This window comes from Maribacter cobaltidurans (assembly GCF_002269385.1).
Lineage (GTDB): Bacteria > Bacteroidota > Bacteroidia > Flavobacteriales > Flavobacteriaceae > Maribacter > Maribacter cobaltidurans.
Genome location: NZ_CP022957.1, coordinates 4132457 through 4151564, shown reverse-complemented (window position 1 = coordinate 4151564; position 19108 = coordinate 4132457). Strand labels below are relative to the sequence as shown.

Below are 19108 nucleotides of genomic sequence, written 5' to 3'. Positions count from 1 at the left end.
ATACTTTTTACTCCTCGTTTTTTATGATCCATTGATAACGAAAGGCCCATCTCCAAGTTATTTCATGTATCGTGCCCGGTAGGTTGGTAGCAAAATGTTCCAATTCCTTTCGTTTAAAACCCCGTGTAATGGAAGTTAAACCGTCTGCCTTGGCGGTATGGGTTTTAATAAAAATAGTACTAAAAGCCCGAAATAAATAATAGGCCAACCCACTTCTATGCAAATCATTAATAACCACTCCAAGTTTTGCCATGCTGGTGAACCTATGAATAAATTTAGGTATATCTTCCTGTTTAAAATGATGCAAGGTCAAAGTGGTGAGCACTATGTCCATATCCAAATCCTCCAATGTAAAAACATCCTGTTTTCGATATTCAATTTCCGGAAAACTAACAGATTTTTGTCTGGCAATGTCCAAAGAGTCATCACTTAAATCAATTCCAATTAACTTTATAGAAATACTTCTCTTTTTTGCTTTTAAAGCAATCTGTCTTAGCATATTCCCATCACCACAACCCACATCCAAAATCGTATACGATTTTTGTTTATTTTCTTCAATGAGCCTAAATACAGCGTCTACCGTAATGGTAGTACCACCCAAAAGGCGATTTACCCTGTTGATATCCTCTAACACCAATTTAAGTTGGTTAGAGCTTCCCTGGAAATCGTCCAACAACTCTTTTTGGCCACTTCTAACCGTTAAATCAATCATGGTGTTACCATTTTTCCGTGTGTTTTTTTAATCATTGCCCGAAGGATGCCCTCGGACCTACCCAAGGTATTGATTCCCCAATTCAATAGACTTTCCTGCATCAATATTTTTTGAAAATAGCTTCCATACCTCAATCTATCCTTAAAATGTTTTCTCCACTCTTCACTATATTCCTTTTCCATATCCTTTCTTAGGTATTCCCTTTCGCTCATAAACCGATGGACTGCTTCCGAAACCAGTTTTCCACTATGAATAGCCATTGCCATTCCATTTCCACACAGGGGGTGGATCAGGCCAGCTGTGTCCCCACACATTAAAATATGGTTAAACACCGGTTTTTTAGAATCAAATGAAATTTGGCCAATGCTGATGGGTGCATCAAAAAGAGCTTCCGAATGCTTGAGAAATTCTCTTAAATGCGGGTTTTGAGACACTACTCGGGAATTGAAATCTTCAATATTTTTATGCTTTCGAAATTGGTCGTACCGTGCCAAATAACAGAAATTAACGGCACCTGTTTCTGTTTTGGACAACCCGCCATAACCGCCTTCAAAATTGTGTAATGCCACTAGGTTAGTGGGAAATTCCTCGTTTTTGTAATGACATTTAACCCCTAACCAACCGTTTTTTCGTTGAATAAAATCGCGATTTAACTTTTTGTCCAGATTCGAGCGCTTCCCAAATGCTCCAATGACCACCTTGGCCTTAATGGATTTTTGCTTGGTGTAGACCGTAAATACATCTTGTTCGTGCGCTACATCCAATACCTTTTTAAAATAAAACCGAACGTTTTGTTTTTTAGCCTGTTTAAATAACAAGTGGTCAAAGGCATATCTGCTTATGCCAACTCCTCCAATGGGGAGTGAACTTTTGACTTTTTTGCCCTTTGTATTACTGATTTCAAAATCGGTAATGGAAACCCCGCCCTCGGCTATTAAGTCTACTCCCAAAAACTGTAAATAGGGAACAATTTCATTGGATACATATTCCCCACAGACCTTATGGTGGGGGTAAGCGCTACTTTCAAAAATGGCTACGTTATAATTATATCGGGACAAAGCTATTGCGACAGTCAAACCTGCCAATCCACCCCCAACTATAATGACATCATGCCCATTCATTTCCTGAAATTACGTAAAACAAAAAATCCCTGCTAATTGCAGGGATTTAACTTTCTGTTTTCTGAAGCAATTTAACCCTTTGTCTGTTTTACCGCTTCTTCCTTAAGTTCTTCACTGGCAACTATGGCCAATTCGACTCGTCTATTTTGCGCTTTACCTTCAGCAGTACTGTTATCTCCAACAGGTTGGTTCTCACCGTACCATTTTGTGGTAAATCTTGAAGGGTCAATTCCTTTCATCGTCAAGTAATCCGTAACCGAAGTTGCTCTTTGTTTGGACAAGTTCATATTGTACTCATCCGAACCGGCACTATCGGTATGTCCTTCCACCAAAATATTGGATTTAGGATATTCTTTAAAAATTCCAGCTAATTTATCCAATGTAGCAGCAGAAGTTCCTTTAACATCAGACTTATTGGTATCAAAATAGACACCGGCATCTTCATTAAAGGTTACATTGATACCCTCACCTACTCTTTTTACTTCTGCACCAGGGATTTCTTCCTCGATACGTTCCGCTTGCCTATCCATGCGATTACCGATATACCCACCGGCAGCACCACCTATGGCAGCACCAAGAATGGCCCCGAGTGCGGTATTGTTACCATCCCCTACATTATTTCCAATAACACCGCCGATAACTGCTCCACCAGTAGCGCCAATTACGGCACCTTTTTGTGTTTTATTGGCATTTTTCACGGTACTACAGCTCATTACTAAAGCAAATGCAAGTAAATAACTTGTATTCTTAAATATTTTAGATTTCATCTTTGTCATTTTAAATTTATTTGGGGTTTATTTTTTTGTAAAGCTATATACAACGGTTACCGGTTCTCCGTTTACCTGAACGTTGGATTTTAAGGTCATCGCATTTTCGGTCAAAGCCTCGATATTTAGTCTGTAACCCAAGCCACCGGAAATGTCCTTATTTTTCTCATCAATAAATTTGAACTGAAGTTGACTCTCATAGTTTTCCTCACGTTCTACAACGGACCATCTTATATATCGGTCTCCACCATTACACAGTGTAGATGGCGCTATGGTATATCTACCTGTACTGTTGTTGTCCCTAAAAAACCATTCGCTTCCTTCAAGACAAATATCCTCTACATCATTGAATAAGACCGCCTTAAAATTTCCCGTATTGTTTTCAAAGGAAACATCGTTTAGCGACCAGGTTCCGCTTAATGTATTACGCTTTGCCCTGGCATCTTTGGAAATGGAACAAGAGGTTAGCAAAAATGCTATTACTCCTAAAAGAACTATTGCTTTTTTCATAAATATCTTTGTTTTTAGATTACACTATATACGGTTGAAACATCCAATTGGACTTGATATATGTGTAATATCGATTATTTACGGCAAAGCTCTTGAAAAGTAAAAAGATGGTTTCACTCAAAAGAATAAGATGTTAGCGGAAATACTAAAAGGCCAGCAATTCCAATAACTCCTTTTCAAAACGTTCCTTGGGAAGATATTGCTGTTCCAGCAATGTATTGAATGGAATGGGCGTATCCAGACTGGCCACCCGCTTTATAGGGCCATCTAAATATGGAAAGCAATTTTCCATCACCAACGCCGAAATATCACTTGCCACGCCACCAAATAGACTATCTTCCTGAAGAATGATCAACTTCCCGGTTTTCCTTACAGACGTATAAATAGATTCGGTATCCAATGGCTGTAAGGTTCTTAAGTCTAAAAGGTCAGCATCAATGCCCGGATGTTTTTCCAAGGTTTCCAGGGCCCAATGGACACCTGCACCATAGGAAACAATGGTAATATCCTGTCCGGATTTCAATACATTGGCCTTTCCGAACGGTAAGGTATAGTTATTTACGGGCACATCCTCATAGATACTACGGTATAGCCCTTTGTGCTCAAAAAATAAAACGGGATTGGCATCTTCAATTGCCGTGGCCAAAAGTCCTTTGGCATCCGAAGGAAAGGCGGGATACACTACTTTTAACCCTGGGGTCTTGGTAAACCAAGCCTCGTTGGTCTGGGAGTGGAAAGGACCTGCTCCTACTCCACCTCCGCAGGGCATTCTTATAACGACATCTGCCTTTTCGCCCCATCTGTAATGACTCTTGGCCAAATAATTGACTATAGGGTTGAATCCAGTGCTGGCAAAATCCGCAAATTGCATTTCCATTACCGATTTCATCCCGTTAATGGACAATCCCATGGCCGCAGAGACTATAGCCGATTCGCATATGGGTGTGTTTCTTACACGTTCCTTTCCGAAGGCTTCCACAAAGCCATCCGTAATTTTAAAAACCCCACCGTACTCCGCGACATCCTGCCCCATGATGACCAAGTTGTCATGTTTTTCCATAGCGGATTTCAAACCTTGGGATATGGCATCCACAAAGCGTATATTTCTTTTATGAATAAGTGGTTTAACCTCATTATAATCAAATTTTTGATGTACATCACCTATTTCATTACTTAAGACAGGAATAATTGGCTCCTCCTGAAAGGCCCGCTGTAAATTTTCTTCAATTTCATTGGTTATTTCCTCTCTATGGATTTGTTCTTCCTTCTCGTTTAACAAGCCCAAACCCCTTAGATATGTTGTATAATTTTCCAAAGGATCTTTTGAGGCCCAAGCCTCCATCAATTCCTCTGGAACATATTTTGTGCCACTGGCTTCCTCGTGCCCCCGCATTCTAAACGTCTTGAATTCTAGCAATACTGGTCTGGGGTTCTTTCTTATATCGATACAAAGCTCATTAACCTTCGTATAGACCTCTAAAATATTATTACCATCGATACTATGGGACTCCATACCATAACCAATCCCCTTATCCGCAATATGTTCACATTTAAATTGCTCATTGGTAGGTGTGGACAATCCGTAGCCGTTATTTTCAACACAGAAAAGAACGGGAAGGTCCCAAACCGCGGCCACATTCAAGGCTTCATGGAAATCTCCTTCACTAGTTGCACCTTCCCCGGTAAATACGGCGGTAACCCGTTTCTCCTTTCTTAACTTATGCGCCAGTGCGATACCGTCCGCAACCCCCATCTGCGGACCTAAATGGGATATCATTCCAATGATTTTAAAATCTTGGGTACCAAAATGAAAACTACGGTCCCTTCCCTTTGTGAAACCACCTAATTTTCCTTGCCATTGGGAGAAAAGTCTATGCAAGGGTATTTTTCTTGTCGTAAAAACCCCTAAATTTCTATGCATGGGCAAAATATACTCATTGGTTTCCAGGGCAGTAGTTACCCCAACCGAAATAGCCTCTTGCCCTATGCCGCTGAACCACTTTGATATTTTCCCCTGACGCAATAGAATCAGCATTTTTTCCTCAATCATCCTAGGTTTTAGCATGGCCTTGTATAGCCCCAGCTTAATGGAATCCTCTACCTGAAATTCTTCAAAATTCATATGGGTAAATGCCTATTGTTGGTTAAGGGGCTAAATGTAACAAAAATCGGAGTATCTTGTTATATCTATAACATCAAGGAACTCATTAAGAATTTGTAATTTTACAACTACAAAGCAAAAAAATAAGATATGAGTTTAGTCCCTAGCGTTGATTTGAAAGATTTTATCTCGGGAGATGCTGAAAGAAAACAAGAATTTGTTAAAGAAATTGGTGCTGCTTTTGAAAATATAGGATTTGTGGCTTTAAGCGGTCATTTTTTGTCCGATGAGCTCGTGGATGACTTATATGCCGAAATCAAAAAGTTCTTCGAACTGCCTCAAGAGACCAAAGATAAATATGAGATTGAAGGTATTGGTGGACAACGGGGATATACTTCGTTTGGCAAAGAGCATGCTAAAGGCCGCAAGGAAGGTGATTTAAAGGAATTTTGGCATTTTGGGCAATATGTGGAGAACAACCCTAGGTTAAAAGCGGAATATCCGGATAATGTAATGGTAGATGAATTGCCGAAATTCAATGAGATTGGGAAGGAAACCTATAAAATGCTGGAAAAAACAGCCAAATATGTACTCAGGGCTTTGGCCATTCATTTGGATTTAGAAGAGAATTATTTTGACGAATATATTAAAAATGGTAATTCTATTTTAAGGCCGATACATTACCCTCCAATCACCTCAGAACCTAAAAATGCCGTTAGGGCAGCCGCACATGGTGATATTAACCTAATTACTTTACTAATGGGCGCCCACGGAAAAGGGTTGCAAGTGCAAAACCATAAAGGCGAATGGGTTGATGCCATTGCCAAGCCCGATGAGCTTATGATCAACGTGGGCGATATGCTCTCGAGACTCTCCAATAACAAGTTGAAATCTACCATTCATCGAGTTGTGAATCCACCCAGGGAATTGTGGGGCACCTCGCGGTATTCTGTTCCCTTTTTTATGCATCCCATTAGTGAAATGCCCTTGAATTGCCTTGAAAATTGTATTGATGAAGAGCATCCAAAACTTTATGAGGATATAACAGCGGGGGAATTTCTGCATGAACGATTAATTGAATTGGGGTTGATAAAGAAATAAACATGGACTTAAAAGACCAACTTAAAAACTTATTCCCGGACCACGTACCGGAAGAATCACCCAAGGAAGAAGAAAAGAAAAGCGACATCTGGTTACAGGATTGCCCTATGATCTGCAAATACGAAAAGAGAAAGGGAAAACCCATTACAATCATCGAAGGATATACCGGTGCGGATGAAGATTTCAAGAAATTGGCCAAAGAACTAAAGACCCGCCTTAGCGTTGGCGGTAGCTTTAAAGATGATAAGATTATTATCCAAGGTGATTATCGGGATAAAATCATGGAAATCTTAGTGGAAAAGGGCTTTAACGTGAAACGAGTTGGAGGGTAATAACTTGTAATAATGCACCGCATCTAAATAGGTTGCGTCTTTTTCTGTTAATTTTTTTTGTTTTTTTACATTAAACCTTACTTTTAGCTGTTCAAGCTAAACCACTATCAGAAAATGAGTTCTCTACTACACATTACCAATGGAGATGCATTTACGGAGCGTCTAAAAAAGTTAAATTTAAAAGGAGATATCATTACGTGGCGTGAGATGCTATGTGAGGGTAAAACGCTTACGACTGTTGGCAGTGAATCTTTTTGGAAAGCCAGATTTGAATTTCTTCATAAAAATTACAAAGTTTCCAAATCCTGGTTTATTGAAAAAACCTTAAAGGAGTACCGCTCCCTATGTAACCACAAACAACAAGATCAAATAGTACTTTGGTTTGAATATGATTTATTTTGCCAGGTAAACATGCTTGCGGTAATCAGTTGGCTCCTTACTAATAGGCGATATGCGGAGATTTCATTGGTATGTAGCGGTAAAGAAGATGAAAGTGGAACTCTTTATGGACTTAATGAACTTTCAAATGAAAAACTATTAAGCCTCTACAATAATAAAGTCGTTTTGAACCAGGACGATGTGGAATATGCCGATTATGTGTGGCAATTGTATTGCAGCAACAATCCCATACGATTGGAAAACCTTACGGATTTTAATGATTACAGCTTTGCTTATCTTGGAGATGCCGTAAAAACGCATTTAAAACGTTTTCCCAGCATTGCAAACGGCCTAAACGATATGGAAAACAATATCTTGCAATTGGCTATTGATAAAAAGCCAAAATCAAAGAGTGAGTTTTTAGGCACTATTCTAAGGAACCAAGGAAATCTTGGTTTTGGGGACACCCAATACGAAAGGGCCTTGCAACGGCTAAAACCCTTGTTTTCTTCTTTAAACCCCGTTCGTCTGACCAAAAAGGGAAAGGAAATACTAGACGGACAAACCAGTTACTACTCTTGTATCCAGGACAACGATGTTTATTTGGGAGGCGCCCTAAAATATGATTTCCTATACAATACGGATTCCAACAGGATATTAAAACTCTAGAATGCATTTAAGCCCATCTGAGCTTATCTTAAATGCCGACGGCAGCATTTATCATCTTAATTTACTTCCGCAGGATATAGCACATACCATAATCACGGTAGGTGATCCCGACCGGGTTTCGGAAGTATCCGATCACTTCGATTCAATTGAAATAAAAAAAGGCAAGCGGGAATTCATAACGCATACGGGCCATTTGAACGGGAAAAGAATCAGCGTAGTTTCCACAGGTATTGGTACGGACAATATAGATATCGTATTAAACGAACTGGATGCGTTGGTCAATATCGATTTTGACACCAGAAAGGTCCGTAAGAATCGTATACGATTAAAAATCACAAGGATTGGAACTTCAGGAGCTATCCAAAAGGATATACCGGTCAATTCTTGGATATTGACAGAACTTGCCATTGGTTTTGACGGTCTTCTTCATTTTTACAAAAATGATTTCAATGAATTCACCGATATGGAAGATGAGTTTGTACGCCAGACCCACTGGTCACCCAACAAATCTAGACCTTACATCGTTAGATATGATGAAGAATTGGCCGATATTTTCGGTTCAAATCGTATACGATTAGGTGTAACTACAACGAATACTGGATTTTACGGCCCGCAAGGTCGAAATTTAAGAATATCCTCTAGTTTCGAACATTTTACAGAAAGCATAGCTGACTTTCGCTACCAAGACAGGCAGATTACAAATCTTGAAATGGAAACATCGGGTATTTATGCGCTTTCAAAACTATTAGGGCATCAGGCCATATCCTTGAATTGTATACTTGCCAACCGAGCGACAGGGGAATTCTCTAAAAACCCCAAGGAATCTGTACAAGAACTCATTAAATTCGCCTTAAATAAAATTTCATCACAATGAAAACCGTCAAGATTATCGGTGTGCCGGAGCATTTTAATCTTCCATGGCATTTAGCTATTGAGGAAGGCGCTTTTCAAGAACGTGGAATCGACTTGCAATGGACGGATATCCCGGAAGGGACTGGAAAAATGTGCAATATGTTGGAGCATGGTGAAACCGATCTGGCCATTATTCTTACCGAAGGAATAGTAAAAAGTATTACGGAAGGAAATCCGGTAAAAATTGTCCAGGAGTACATAGCCACTCCCCTGCTCTGGGGAGTCCATGTTGGTGACAAAAGTGATTTTAAGGTGTTAAGCGATTTGGAAGGAACAACGGCGGCTATAAGTCGGTTTGGGAGCGGCAGTCATTTGATGGCCTACGTACAGGCCCAAAACGAGGGGTGGGATGCCAATAAACTGCAGTTTAATGTCATTAATAATCTTGATGGAGCCGTTCAAAGCCTGACCGAAGGTAGCGCCGACTATTTTATGTGGGAACATTTTACCACAAAACCTCTTGTAGATCAGGGAATATTTAAGAGATTGGGAGACTGTCCAACGCCATGGCCTTGTTTTATGCTGGTCGCAACACAGAAGTTTTTGGAGGAACAATCAGACATATTAGGTCATATCACCGAGGTAATCAATCTTTACACTTCGGAATTTAAGGGCATTCCAAGTATTGACCGGACCCTTGCTAATAGATATGGTCAAAAATTAGAGGATATTCAAGAGTGGATGGCCATTACGGAATGGAGTCAGAAACAGCTACCAATTAAAACCTTGGAAAACGTACAGAATACCCTGTTAGAATTGAGTTTAATACCTAAAAAATTAAGCGCCGACCACTTTCTAGTATAACACTTTTGCTATACGACGGAAGTCAAATTGAAATGTTTTCCAATCAATTTTTTAAATGTACTATCGGATAGTGGCTTTTGTGCGTAATCCATAATGTACGGATTGGCTTCTGCCCTTTGCTTGTCTTCTTCGTTGTCGCTCACGGTCACCAAAACTACCACCAGTTGTTCCTTTAACTCGTTTGGAACCTGTTCTTCGTACATTTTTATGAATTCCCAACCATCCTTTACCGGCATTCTAAGATCCAACATGACCATACAGGGCAAAGAGAGTTTCTTCAATCCTTTATCCAAAATGAAATCCAAACCTTCCTGACCGTTTAAGGCGGAATTTATTTCAATGTCCAAACCTAATTTGTTTATAAAAATGGAGTGTAGAAAGTTGCTGGATTCATCATCATCTATCAACAAAATTGAATTTAAGTTTTCGAACTTGCTCATTATCGGGGATTTTACTTAAAGTTAGTTTAAGAATTTACTATCTACAAATTACATAAAATACGTACAATACAAAACTTACCAATCAACAATTTTATTGTTCAACCCCCTTAAAATTTTGTTACACTGGGAAAAATGACGATTTCCAAACCAATATCCTCTATTGGCACTTAACGGAGAAGGATGACCAGAGGTAAGTATATGATGTCTTTTAGCATCAATCAACTTTGTTTTTTTCTTGGCAAAACCGCCCCATAGCAAAAACACCATTGGCGATTCCCGTGCCGACAACTTTCGAATGACCGCGTCTGTGAAGATTTCCCAGCCCTTACCTTGATGGCTTCCGGCTTGATGTGCGCGTACCGTTAAGGTTGCGTTTAACAACAACACCCCTTGGTCCGCCCACCGCTCCAGATTACCACTTTTTGGATAAGGCACTGACAGGTCCGCTTGAATTTCCTTGAAAATGTTAATCAAGGACGGCGGATGTGGAACACCCTCTTTCACGGAAAAACATAGCCCATTTGCCTGTCCAGGCCCATGGTATGGATCTTGACCAATGATTACAACCTTGGTGCTGTCGAAAGGACAATGGTCAAATGCTGAAAAAATTTCATTTCCCTTAGGATAACATGTGTGTTGGGCATATTCTTCACGTACGAATTCGGTCAATTGCTTGAAATAGGGTTTTTCAAACTCTTCTTTTAACTCTTTTTTCCAACTTGGGTGGATATTTACGGACATTTTGGTCTTTTGAGCAAATTTAAAAATTTTAAAAGCCTTGGATGCCCATTCTTAAACCATAGATTTAAAAGATTAACAAAGGGTTAGGAACTTTTCAATTTCAGAAAGACCTGGGTACCAATAACCGCTAAAACAAAATATATGGATTGGATATATAGTGTGACCGACCCCTTGTGGGAGACGCTTATAGGAAGCTTTTTAATTTTTATAGTCATTGTCCTATTGACTCGAATCATAGGTTTAAGGTCCTTTGCCAAATTTACCGCTTACGATTTTGCCTTTACCGTGGCCATTGGCAGTATCATCTCCTCTACCTTGACCTCAAGTACTTCAATCGTACATGGAGCCGCGGCCATAGCCGGATTGTTGGTCCTTACCTATTCCTTTTCCACCCTGCAAAAGAGATTCAAACCTCTGGACCGGCTAATTTCCAATAAGCCCATTTTACTTATGGACGGCACCACTATTCTTTATGAAAATCTAAAATATGCCAGAATCCAAAAATCCCAGTTAATCGCCAAGTTGAGAGAGGCCAATGTCCTAAATTTTAACCAGGTTCAAGCGGTAGTTTTGGAAGCAACGGGGGATATATCGGTTTTGCACAAAGCAGCTCCCGATTCATCTGAAGTATTAAGCCCAGATATACTGGAAGGGGTGAGAAATACCCCATAGGTAATTATCAATTTCTAATTCAGATACCAATACCTACCTTTGCAACTGATTTTTTGAATTATCCGTGGCCAATATACAATCAAAAACACTTCAAGATCTTGAATTCCCTAAAGTATTGCAGCAAGTTTCTGCCCGATGTAATACTGTTTTGGGTAAGGAAGCTTCTTTAGAAATCGCTCCATTAACTAATGAGGAGGTAATGGAAAACTCGTTGGGCCAAACTTCTGAGTACCTCTCTTCACTCATAAGCGATAACAAAATTCCCAACCACGGTTTTGACAGTATAACGGGCGAGCTTAGGCTTCTCAAGATTGAAAACACCACGTTGGAACTACAAGGTTTCAGACGCATCTCGAGTATTTGTGAGACCGTGCTTGGGCATCAAACATTTTTTAAAAAATTCAGGGAATATTTTCCGCTACTACACGATTTTGCCTTGGAATTGGAGCCCAACAAGGAAATACCCCTTCTTGTAAACAACGTCATCGATCGTTTTGGCGAGGTAAAGGACAACGCATCTGACAATCTATTGAGTATACGAAGACAGATGAACCAAGTACGTGGCAAAATCAGCCAAAGCTTTAGCGCTGCACTGGGAACCTATCAATCCTCCGATTATTTGGATGAAATTCGTGAGTCTGTGGTGGAGAACCGGCGTGTACTGGCCGTAAAGGCCATGTACCGCAAAAAAATAAAAGGTGCGGTGATGGGCACCTCAAAAACGGGCAGTATCGTTTATATTGAACCAGAAGCCACATTACGTTATAGCAGGGAGCTGAACAACCTGGTGTTTGAAGAAAAGGAAGAGATACAGCGCATCCTGAATCAGCTTACCAATCAAATTAGACCATTTAGAGCCCTTTTAAGCGATTATCAAGATTATCTGACCCAAGTAGACGTCACGGCCGCAAAAGCCAAATACGCGCAAGATATCAATGCTTTAAAGCCCAAACTGAATAAAGATCGGAGATTGTATCTGCGAGATGCCTTTCATCCTCTACTTTTTTTAAGCAACAAAAGAAAAGGGGAAAAGACTTTTCCCCAGACCATAGAATTACATTCGGAAAATCGAATTATTGTGATTTCGGGGCCCAATGCCGGGGGGAAAAGTATCACTTTAAAAACTATTGGGCTATTGCAAGTAATGCTGCAAAGTGGCTTGTTGATTCCGGTCCATGAACGCAGCGAAGTTTGTTTTTTCAATAAGATTTTGACGGATATTGGAGATAATCAATCCATTGAAAATCATTTAAGTACGTACAGTTACCGACTCAAAAACATGAACCATTTCCTAAAACGTTGTAATGAGAAAACATTATTTCTGATTGACGAATTTGGAACGGGGAGCGACCCGGAATTGGGAGGAGCACTGGCGGAAACCTTTTTGGAAGTGTTCTATGAACGAGGTTCCTACGGGGTTATCACTACACATTACGCCAATTTGAAGGCCTTGGCCAATGAGTTGCCCCATGCCACCAATGCGAATATGCTTTTTGACGGTAAAACGCTAGAACCCACTTTTCAATTGATTTTAGGCCAGGCCGGTAGCTCTTTTACTTTTGAAGTCGCCCAAAAGAACGGCATCCCCTACTCGCTTATCAATAAGGCCAAAAAGAAAATTGAGCGTGGCAAGGTTCGTTTTGACGCCACCATAGCCAAGTTGCAAAAAGAGCGTAGCAAGATGGCCGAAACTGGATCTAAGCTTAAGGAAGAGGAAGCCAAGGCACGCGAGGAAGCGGAGAGACTTGAAAAGCTCAACGCCAAGATAAAGTCGAAACTGGAGAACTACCAAGAGCTGTATGACCATGACCAACGCATGATTCAGTTGGGCAATAAAGTAAACGTAGCTGCTGACAAGTATTTTCAGAATAATAAAAAGAGACCTTTGATTTCCGAATTACTTCGGATTGTGGAAACCGAAAACAGTAAGCGAAAGAAGAAATCGGCTGCCGAGGCCAAGAAAGAAAGGGCGAAAAAGGCAGAAGTAGCTCAAGAGGTCCAAAAAGAAGTCAAGGTCATACGTGAGAAAAAGAAGGTAGAAAAGAAAAAGGCCATTCAAAAAGAAAAGAACAAACCCAAACCTGTTCTTAAAGTGGGAGACCGGGTACGAATGTTGGACGGAAAAGCCGTAGGCACCATAGATTCCCTTGAAAAAGGCAAGGCCATCGTCAATTATGGCATGTTTACAACCAACGTAAGTGTGGACCAGTTGGATTTGGTCGAAAAATAAAATTAAGTATTGATTATCAATCACTTAAGTAAAATCGTATACGATTATTATAGTTCTTTTTTATTTATCTAAAAACGAAAAACAGCCGACATCAAGTTGTTGAACCCAACTTGAGAGGCCGACTGTATTTCCCAAAAAATTTGGATGCTAATTACAACTAACTGATTTTATAGTATATTCTGTACAAATTCCTAAAAAGGTTTTGGAACAATATGCCTCGTAGCATTTTTCGCTACTGATATAATTTAGGTCGAACTCTCCCATAGTTTTCCAAACCAAGTCCCAGTATTGGAATTGAATATGTACATCATGGGCCCCATCGGGAGGAGTCATATTGAAAAAAATATTATTTTCATCGACCTTTTTCCAAGAAGTCTCAGCTGTAGTTTGACTTCCTCTTTTCTTATATGAAAACCGAAACCTTACATCGACCCCAATGGTTTTTTTAAGCCTTGCATTTTTGTGTTTATAGGCATAAGTCTGGCATTCTTCAAGTCTATAATCGGTATTGTAGCCCATTTTTGCAATGCGATTATCCTTAAGATATTTAATCGTATAAGCTATGGGTGCACCAGGATTGTCCCTACTATATAGTGCCCCTTCCGTAATCACATAATTTAAGCCGCCAGATGAAGCTACATCGCTCCCGGTAATTACTTTTGAAGCTACTTCGGCATTACCACCTATTGTCACTACATTAATAGTTGATTGTTCCAATATGGATTTATATTTAGCTTCTACATCTGCATTTACATCTTTTCCTATACTGGCATATTCCAAGGCCGCATCTAGTTCTACACTGGTTTCCGTACTGGTGGTCTCCATACGTACCATGATAATCCTTCCATATTGAACGGAGCTAACATAGGCAGGGGGCGCATCTGAATTCATCAAAGACTTCACTTTATTAATATCAACCGAGCTTCCAAAAACATCTGCCGGTGAATCCGGGGTTACCATGGTTACTTCATAAAACACTTGTCTGTATAATATAGCTGCCACTCTTTTTTCTGTTGTGTTGCTATAACTGAACTGAGACTCGAAGGAAGAACCGCTTGCCCATTCCACTCCTACCCCCAGATCTAGGCTCATTTGTTTGGAAGTATATGCCGTTGTTGATTCGTAATAAGCATTGGATGCAATTTCATATCCTTGAGGAGCGATTTCGCTGTTCCAGTATTCCAATCCATTATCCAAAGCCGTTTGGACCGTTCCATAATCCGGTTTTTCAACATTTAAAGTCCCTCCTTCTCCTATTCCTGGCAGGTCCAAACGTAGTTGCATTGCAGACCTCTCAATTTGTAATGGCTGTGGTGAGCCATCTAACATTTCACTATTTCCAATTACAAGAGCCCCTGGATATACGACTCCCAAGGTTGGGTCAAAGATGGCTACATCCTCAAAATTAGATCGTATATCATATTCATTGGTTCTGCACTCTGTAACGTTTCCAAGACTATTACTATTTGTGTTGCTAATTTCTTTAACTTCAGATCCAGGTGAACTCTGTACGTTGAGCAATACATCAGGGTCGTAGCTCAACTTGGATAAATAGGCATTTATACTATCCGCCTCTGCTCCACCAACACCTTGGTTTTGGTCAATAGGTTCAACGGTATCCTTACTACAGGAGCTAACCCCTAGGGTTAAACCGACTAACATAATGGATGCTCCTTTCAGGTTTTTTAAATTGATTGTTTTCATAATTCTAAGGTTTTTTGGATTCAACACCTCAAAACTATCTTTCAATCAATGGCTTACCTAATTTTGTCCATGGACAAAGTATGGACAGGTGAAATCATATTGGCCTCAATTGGGTATGGACATGTTAAAAATAGATATAGACATAATTTTTTTAAACAACTGATAATAAATACTTTAAATATATTTATGAATTTCTATTGACTTCAAATTCATGGACAAAGTATGGACAGGACTGAATTTGAGGTATTTAAGTTTAACTTGTAGTTTCTATATTGATACTTCTCATTTACAACTATGAACTGTATTAAACATTTAGTGTTTTTGTTGATTTCTATTAATTCACTCCTGTTCTCACAAGAACCTCTGGTAAAATCGGATAGTCTTGGTGAATTATTAAAGCAAAGTAAGAGTTACAAGGATAGTGTGGATATTTTGGCTCAAATGGCAAAATATCAAATGTATAATGACTCAAGGGAATCCATTGCTCTAGCCAATTTGATATTAAGTATTAGTAAAAATAATAACTATGGAAATGGACTTTCAGACGGACATTTCCTTAAGGCCAATGCTTATGGAGCATTGCAAATAATGGACAGTGCCATGCTGAACTATCAAGAGGCCATTAGGTTCTCAAAGCATTTTGACAGTAATAGAAACTTGGCCAGTGCTATGGCCAATATAAGTGTTATAGAAGGACAAAATGGCAATTATTTAAAAGCTATAAAGCTTATGGATACTGTCGCAAAAATGAACCTTGCAGAAAAGGATTATCTCAATTATGGCGTTACGCTCAATAATAGGGCCTATCATTTTTACGAACAAGGAGATTATGTAAACGCCATGAGAGGTTTTAAGGCGGCATTGAATGTACTTGATACTATACCGAGGGATATTTTTCGTCAAGGTGATGTTTATAGAAATATCGCCAAACTCAATTATCAGGAAAAAGATTTTGAAGACGCACTTTCTTATTTAAATAAAGCCAATGATATTTATGAAAAAGTAGATGATTACCTATTTCAATCCTATGTTTGGTCGGATATTGGGAATGTCTACTTGGAACTTAAACAGTATGACAATGCTATTGAAAGTTATAAAAAAGGACTCACCATTTGCGAAGATTACGGTTTTAAGGAATCCAGATCTTTATCTTTAGGCAACTTGGCCATTGCACTTCGGGATCAGGGAAAACTTGAAGAAGCCCTGAATAATTTTTATAAATCGACTAAAAATACTGAACATGATGAAAGTATGGCCAACCGAATTGTCCATGAATATCATGTGGGTTATACCCATGCCCTTCTTAACAATAAGGATTCTGCTTTATTTCATCTTAACAGGGCTATTTCTTGGTCAGACTCTTTAGGCCAAGCCAATGAGCTTAAAAATGCGTTGGAATTCAGGTCAAAATCCTATGCGCTTTGGGGTATGGAAATCAATGCCTTAGAAGATTTACTTAAAATGAATGTTATAAAGGATAGCATCTTCAATACCAAGAAATCCAAGCAAATAGAACAACTACAAACCTTATATGAAACCGAAAAAAAAGAAGCGGAAATTGCCCTGCAAAAAGAAGAAATCAACACTTTAAATGAAAGGGCCAAAGTGGATACATTGACCAAAGGGCTCTATGCCGGGGGCATGTTCACATTTGTGACCGTTTCAGGTTTGTTATTCTTCGGATTCCGACAGCGTATAAAGAAAAACAAAATCGAAAGAGAAAAACAAGAGGCTATTTACCAACAGGAAATTGAGCATAAGCAAAAGGAACTTGCTAGCCAGACCCTACATTTGGTCCAAAAGAACACCTTTATCCAAGAACTCATGGAAAACCTAGAGAACATTAAGAACTCTCCGGAGAAATTCAAGATGGAATTCCGGCGTATCGTAATGCTACTTAAAAAGGAAAATGCTTCGGACAAGGACTGGGAGGTTTTCAAAAGCTATTTTGCGGACGTCCACAACGATTTCGACCAAAAACTTAAGACTATTTATGCGGACATCTCAGAGAAGGAGATTCGTCTGGCTGCCTTCCTTCGTATGAACCTTACCACTAAGGAGATCGCCGCTACCCTGAACGTACTTCCTGACAGTATTCTAAAATCGAAATATCGACTTAAAAAGAAACTGGGTTTGGATAAGGATACCGACTTGAATCAATTTTTAAACACTCTATGATGCGATATTTTGCAATTCTATTATTAACACTCTCATTTGCATCCACTATTGCCCAAAATGGCAGCACAATGAAATTGGATAGCATGGCATTCGAAGCTCAAATACTACGTTACCAGCAAGGGATAGAAAATAATTTAGAAGAGGCCAAACTTATTGTAGATAGCCTAAAGCTTAATGCCGTTCAACAAAAGGAAATTTATTTTGAAGCTAAGGCGTATCAACTTTTGGGTCATTATTTCTATTTGAAATCGGACTTTCAAAATTCTATCGATAACTGTAAGAAAGCGCTGGACCTATTGGGAAAGCTTAAAGTTGAGGGTCCCATACCCAATATACTCAACCAATTGGGTATCTCGCAGAGATACTTAAGCCAATATGATGAGGCTTTGAAATCACATCAGAAGTCGGCAGAGCTTAACGAGAGAATCAATGGCGACCCAATTGATTTGGCAAGAAGCTATTTGAATATGGGCAACCTTATGTTCGATGTGAAAAATTTGGAAGCTTCCAACAAGTACTATCTACAAAGCGAAGAAATATGTATAAAATATGAGTTGAACGAATTTATCCCTAAATGTTGGGGAAACCTCGCTGCAAATTACCGCTATGAAGGTCATTATGAAAAAGCCCTTGAATATCATCTTAAGAGTATTGCCTTGTTTGAAAAAAATCCAAGTATTGCGTTAACCCGTGAATACAATAATATAGGTGCTGTCTATGATGATTTGGAAGATTTTAAAGTGGCAAAATCATATTATTCAAAAGCATTAATGCATTCTGAAAAATACGGCGAACCACAATTAGTAGGATTGATTTATAGAAATCTTGGGGAAATAGCCATGGTCGAGAAAGACTATGGACAAGCGGAAGAATACATTCAAAAATCAATGGACATTGCCAAAAACACCCAAAATATAGAGCGACTCATACGAGGGTATGGAAAGATGGCCGAAATTAAAGCAGCTACCAACGATTATAAAAATGCATATGACTATAAAACAAAATATATAATATTATATGATAGCCTAAAGGGAATAGAGGTTACAGAAAGAATTAACAATCTGGAAATTAAATATCAAACCGAAAAAAAAGAAGCGGAAATCGCATTGCAGCAAGAAGAAATTAACACCTTGAACGAAAAATCACGTGCCGATAATTTAAAAAAAGGTATGTATGCTGGTGGAATGGCCTCAGGCTTAGTGTTCTCCGGCCTTTTGTTTTTTGGGTTTAGGCAACGGATGAAGAAAAACAAAATTGAAAGGGAAAAACAAGAAGCTATCTACCAACAGGAAATTGAGCACAAGCAAAAGGAATTGGCCAGCCAGACCCTTCACTTGGTCCAAAAGAACACCTTTATCCAGGAACTTATGGAAAACTTGGAAAACATTAAAAACTCCCCGGAAAAATTCAAGATGGAATTCCGACGTATCGTAATGCTGCTAAAAAAGGAAAATGCTTCGGATAAGGACTGGGAGGTCTTTAAAAGTTATTTCGCCGATGTGCACAACGACTTTGATCAGAAACTAAAAACACTCTATGCCGACATCTCCGAAAAGGAAATCCGCCTGGCCGCCTTCCTTCGCATGAACCTTACCACCAAGGAAATTGCCGCAACCTTGAACGTTTTACCAGATAGTATCCTGAAATCCAAATACCGACTCAAAAAGAAGCTGGGCCTGGACAAGGAGACCGATTTGGCAACTTTCCTGAATAGCTTGTAGTAAGCGGAAAGCATT

At 39.3% G+C, this 19108-nt stretch carries 17 protein-coding genes; 9 read left to right on the top strand and 8 right to left on the bottom strand.

All coding sequences use genetic code 11. The features are described from left to right. Positions 1-7: 7 nt before the first annotated feature. The 5 genes from CJ263_RS18630 to CJ263_RS18610 all read right to left on the bottom strand — a co-directional run bounded on the left by CJ263_RS18630 (position 8) and on the right by CJ263_RS18610 (position 5232). Positions 8-712, bottom strand: a complete 705-nt coding sequence (locus tag CJ263_RS18630; protein ID WP_094998655.1) for a methyltransferase domain-containing protein — start codon at positions 710-712, stop codon at positions 8-10. Next, positions 709-1833 carry an NAD(P)/FAD-dependent oxidoreductase gene (locus CJ263_RS18625; RefSeq protein ID WP_094998654.1) on the bottom strand — a complete coding sequence of 375 codons (1125 nt, stop codon included), beginning with the start codon at positions 1831-1833 and terminating at the stop codon, positions 709-711. Before CJ263_RS18625 ends, CJ263_RS18630 begins: the two co-directional genes overlap by 4 nt. Positions 1834-1904: 71 nt before the next feature. Next, entirely contained in the window at positions 1905-2600 is a 696-nt protein-coding gene (locus tag CJ263_RS18620) for an OmpA family protein (RefSeq protein ID WP_094999314.1), read from the bottom strand. A 27-nt stretch (positions 2601-2627) separates the two neighbouring features. After that, complete coding sequence (locus tag CJ263_RS18615) at positions 2628-3110, bottom strand: lipocalin family protein (protein ID WP_094998653.1); 483 nt, start codon at positions 3108-3110, stop codon at positions 2628-2630. Positions 3111-3255: 145 nt separating this feature from the next. Beyond that, positions 3256-5232, bottom strand: a complete 1977-nt coding sequence (locus CJ263_RS18610; RefSeq protein WP_094998652.1) for an alpha-ketoacid dehydrogenase subunit alpha/beta — start codon at positions 5230-5232, stop codon at positions 3256-3258. Between the two features lie 129 nt (positions 5233-5361). On the opposite strand from CJ263_RS18610, the gene CJ263_RS18605 reads away from it, so the two are divergent. The 5 genes from CJ263_RS18605 (at position 5362) to CJ263_RS18585 (ending at position 9407) form a co-directional block, all read left to right on the top strand. Continuing rightward, positions 5362-6312, top strand: a complete 951-nt coding sequence (locus CJ263_RS18605) for an isopenicillin N synthase family dioxygenase (RefSeq protein ID WP_094998651.1) — start codon at positions 5362-5364, stop codon at positions 6310-6312. A gap of 2 nt (positions 6313-6314) precedes the next feature. Further along, positions 6315-6644, top strand: coding sequence for a translation initiation factor (locus CJ263_RS18600; RefSeq protein WP_094998650.1), 330 nt, complete (start codon positions 6315-6317; stop codon positions 6642-6644). Positions 6645-6758: 114 nt separating this feature from the next. Next, the gene (locus CJ263_RS18595; RefSeq protein WP_094998649.1) at positions 6759-7691 is read left to right on the top strand and encodes a DUF1835 domain-containing protein; all 933 of its coding nucleotides are present in this window, start codon (positions 6759-6761) and stop codon (positions 7689-7691) included. A gap of 1 nt (position 7692) precedes the next feature. After that, complete coding sequence (locus tag CJ263_RS18590) at positions 7693-8565, top strand: nucleoside phosphorylase (RefSeq protein ID WP_094998648.1); 873 nt, start codon at positions 7693-7695, stop codon at positions 8563-8565. Continuing rightward, a complete protein-coding gene (locus CJ263_RS18585; RefSeq protein ID WP_094998647.1) occupies positions 8562-9407 on the top strand; it encodes a substrate-binding domain-containing protein in 846 nt (281 codons plus the stop codon). The genes CJ263_RS18590 and CJ263_RS18585 overlap by 4 nt, the downstream gene beginning before the upstream one ends. Positions 9408-9415: 8 nt before the next feature. On the opposite strand, the gene CJ263_RS18580 is transcribed toward CJ263_RS18585, so the two are convergent. Together CJ263_RS18580 and CJ263_RS18575 are read right to left on the bottom strand one after the other, a co-directional pair. Continuing rightward, complete coding sequence (locus CJ263_RS18580; protein ID WP_094998646.1) at positions 9416-9847, bottom strand: response regulator; 432 nt, start codon at positions 9845-9847, stop codon at positions 9416-9418. A 75-nt stretch (positions 9848-9922) separates the two neighbouring features. Further along, positions 9923-10588 (bottom strand): uracil-DNA glycosylase, encoded by a 666-nt coding sequence (locus tag CJ263_RS18575; RefSeq protein ID WP_094998645.1) that lies wholly within the window; start codon positions 10586-10588, stop codon positions 9923-9925. Positions 10589-10729: 141 nt separating this feature from the next. On the opposite strand from CJ263_RS18575, the gene CJ263_RS18570 reads away from it, so the two are divergent. Beyond that, complete coding sequence (locus tag CJ263_RS18570; protein WP_094998644.1) at positions 10730-11260, top strand: DUF421 domain-containing protein; 531 nt, start codon at positions 10730-10732, stop codon at positions 11258-11260. Between the two features lie 64 nt (positions 11261-11324). Continuing rightward, on the top strand, positions 11325-13490 hold the full coding sequence (locus CJ263_RS18565; RefSeq protein WP_094998643.1) for an endonuclease MutS2: 2166 nt from the start codon (positions 11325-11327) through the stop codon (positions 13488-13490). A 147-nt stretch (positions 13491-13637) separates the two neighbouring features. Here CJ263_RS18565 and CJ263_RS18560 read toward each other — a convergent pair whose 3' ends face one another. Continuing rightward, positions 13638-15194, bottom strand: coding sequence for a thiol-activated cytolysin family protein (locus CJ263_RS18560; protein ID WP_158657196.1), 1557 nt, complete (start codon positions 15192-15194; stop codon positions 13638-13640). Between the two features lie 294 nt (positions 15195-15488). Between CJ263_RS18560 and CJ263_RS18555 the strand changes: the two genes are divergently transcribed. Both CJ263_RS18555 and CJ263_RS18550 read left to right on the top strand, forming a co-directional pair. Next, positions 15489-17372: a tetratricopeptide repeat protein gene (locus CJ263_RS18555; protein WP_094998641.1), complete on the top strand. Its 1884-nt coding sequence runs from the start codon at positions 15489-15491 to the stop codon at positions 17370-17372. Between the two features lie 68 nt (positions 17373-17440). Continuing rightward, complete coding sequence (locus tag CJ263_RS18550) at positions 17441-19093, top strand: tetratricopeptide repeat protein (protein WP_158657195.1); 1653 nt, start codon at positions 17441-17443, stop codon at positions 19091-19093. Positions 19094-19108: the final 15 nt, after the last annotated feature.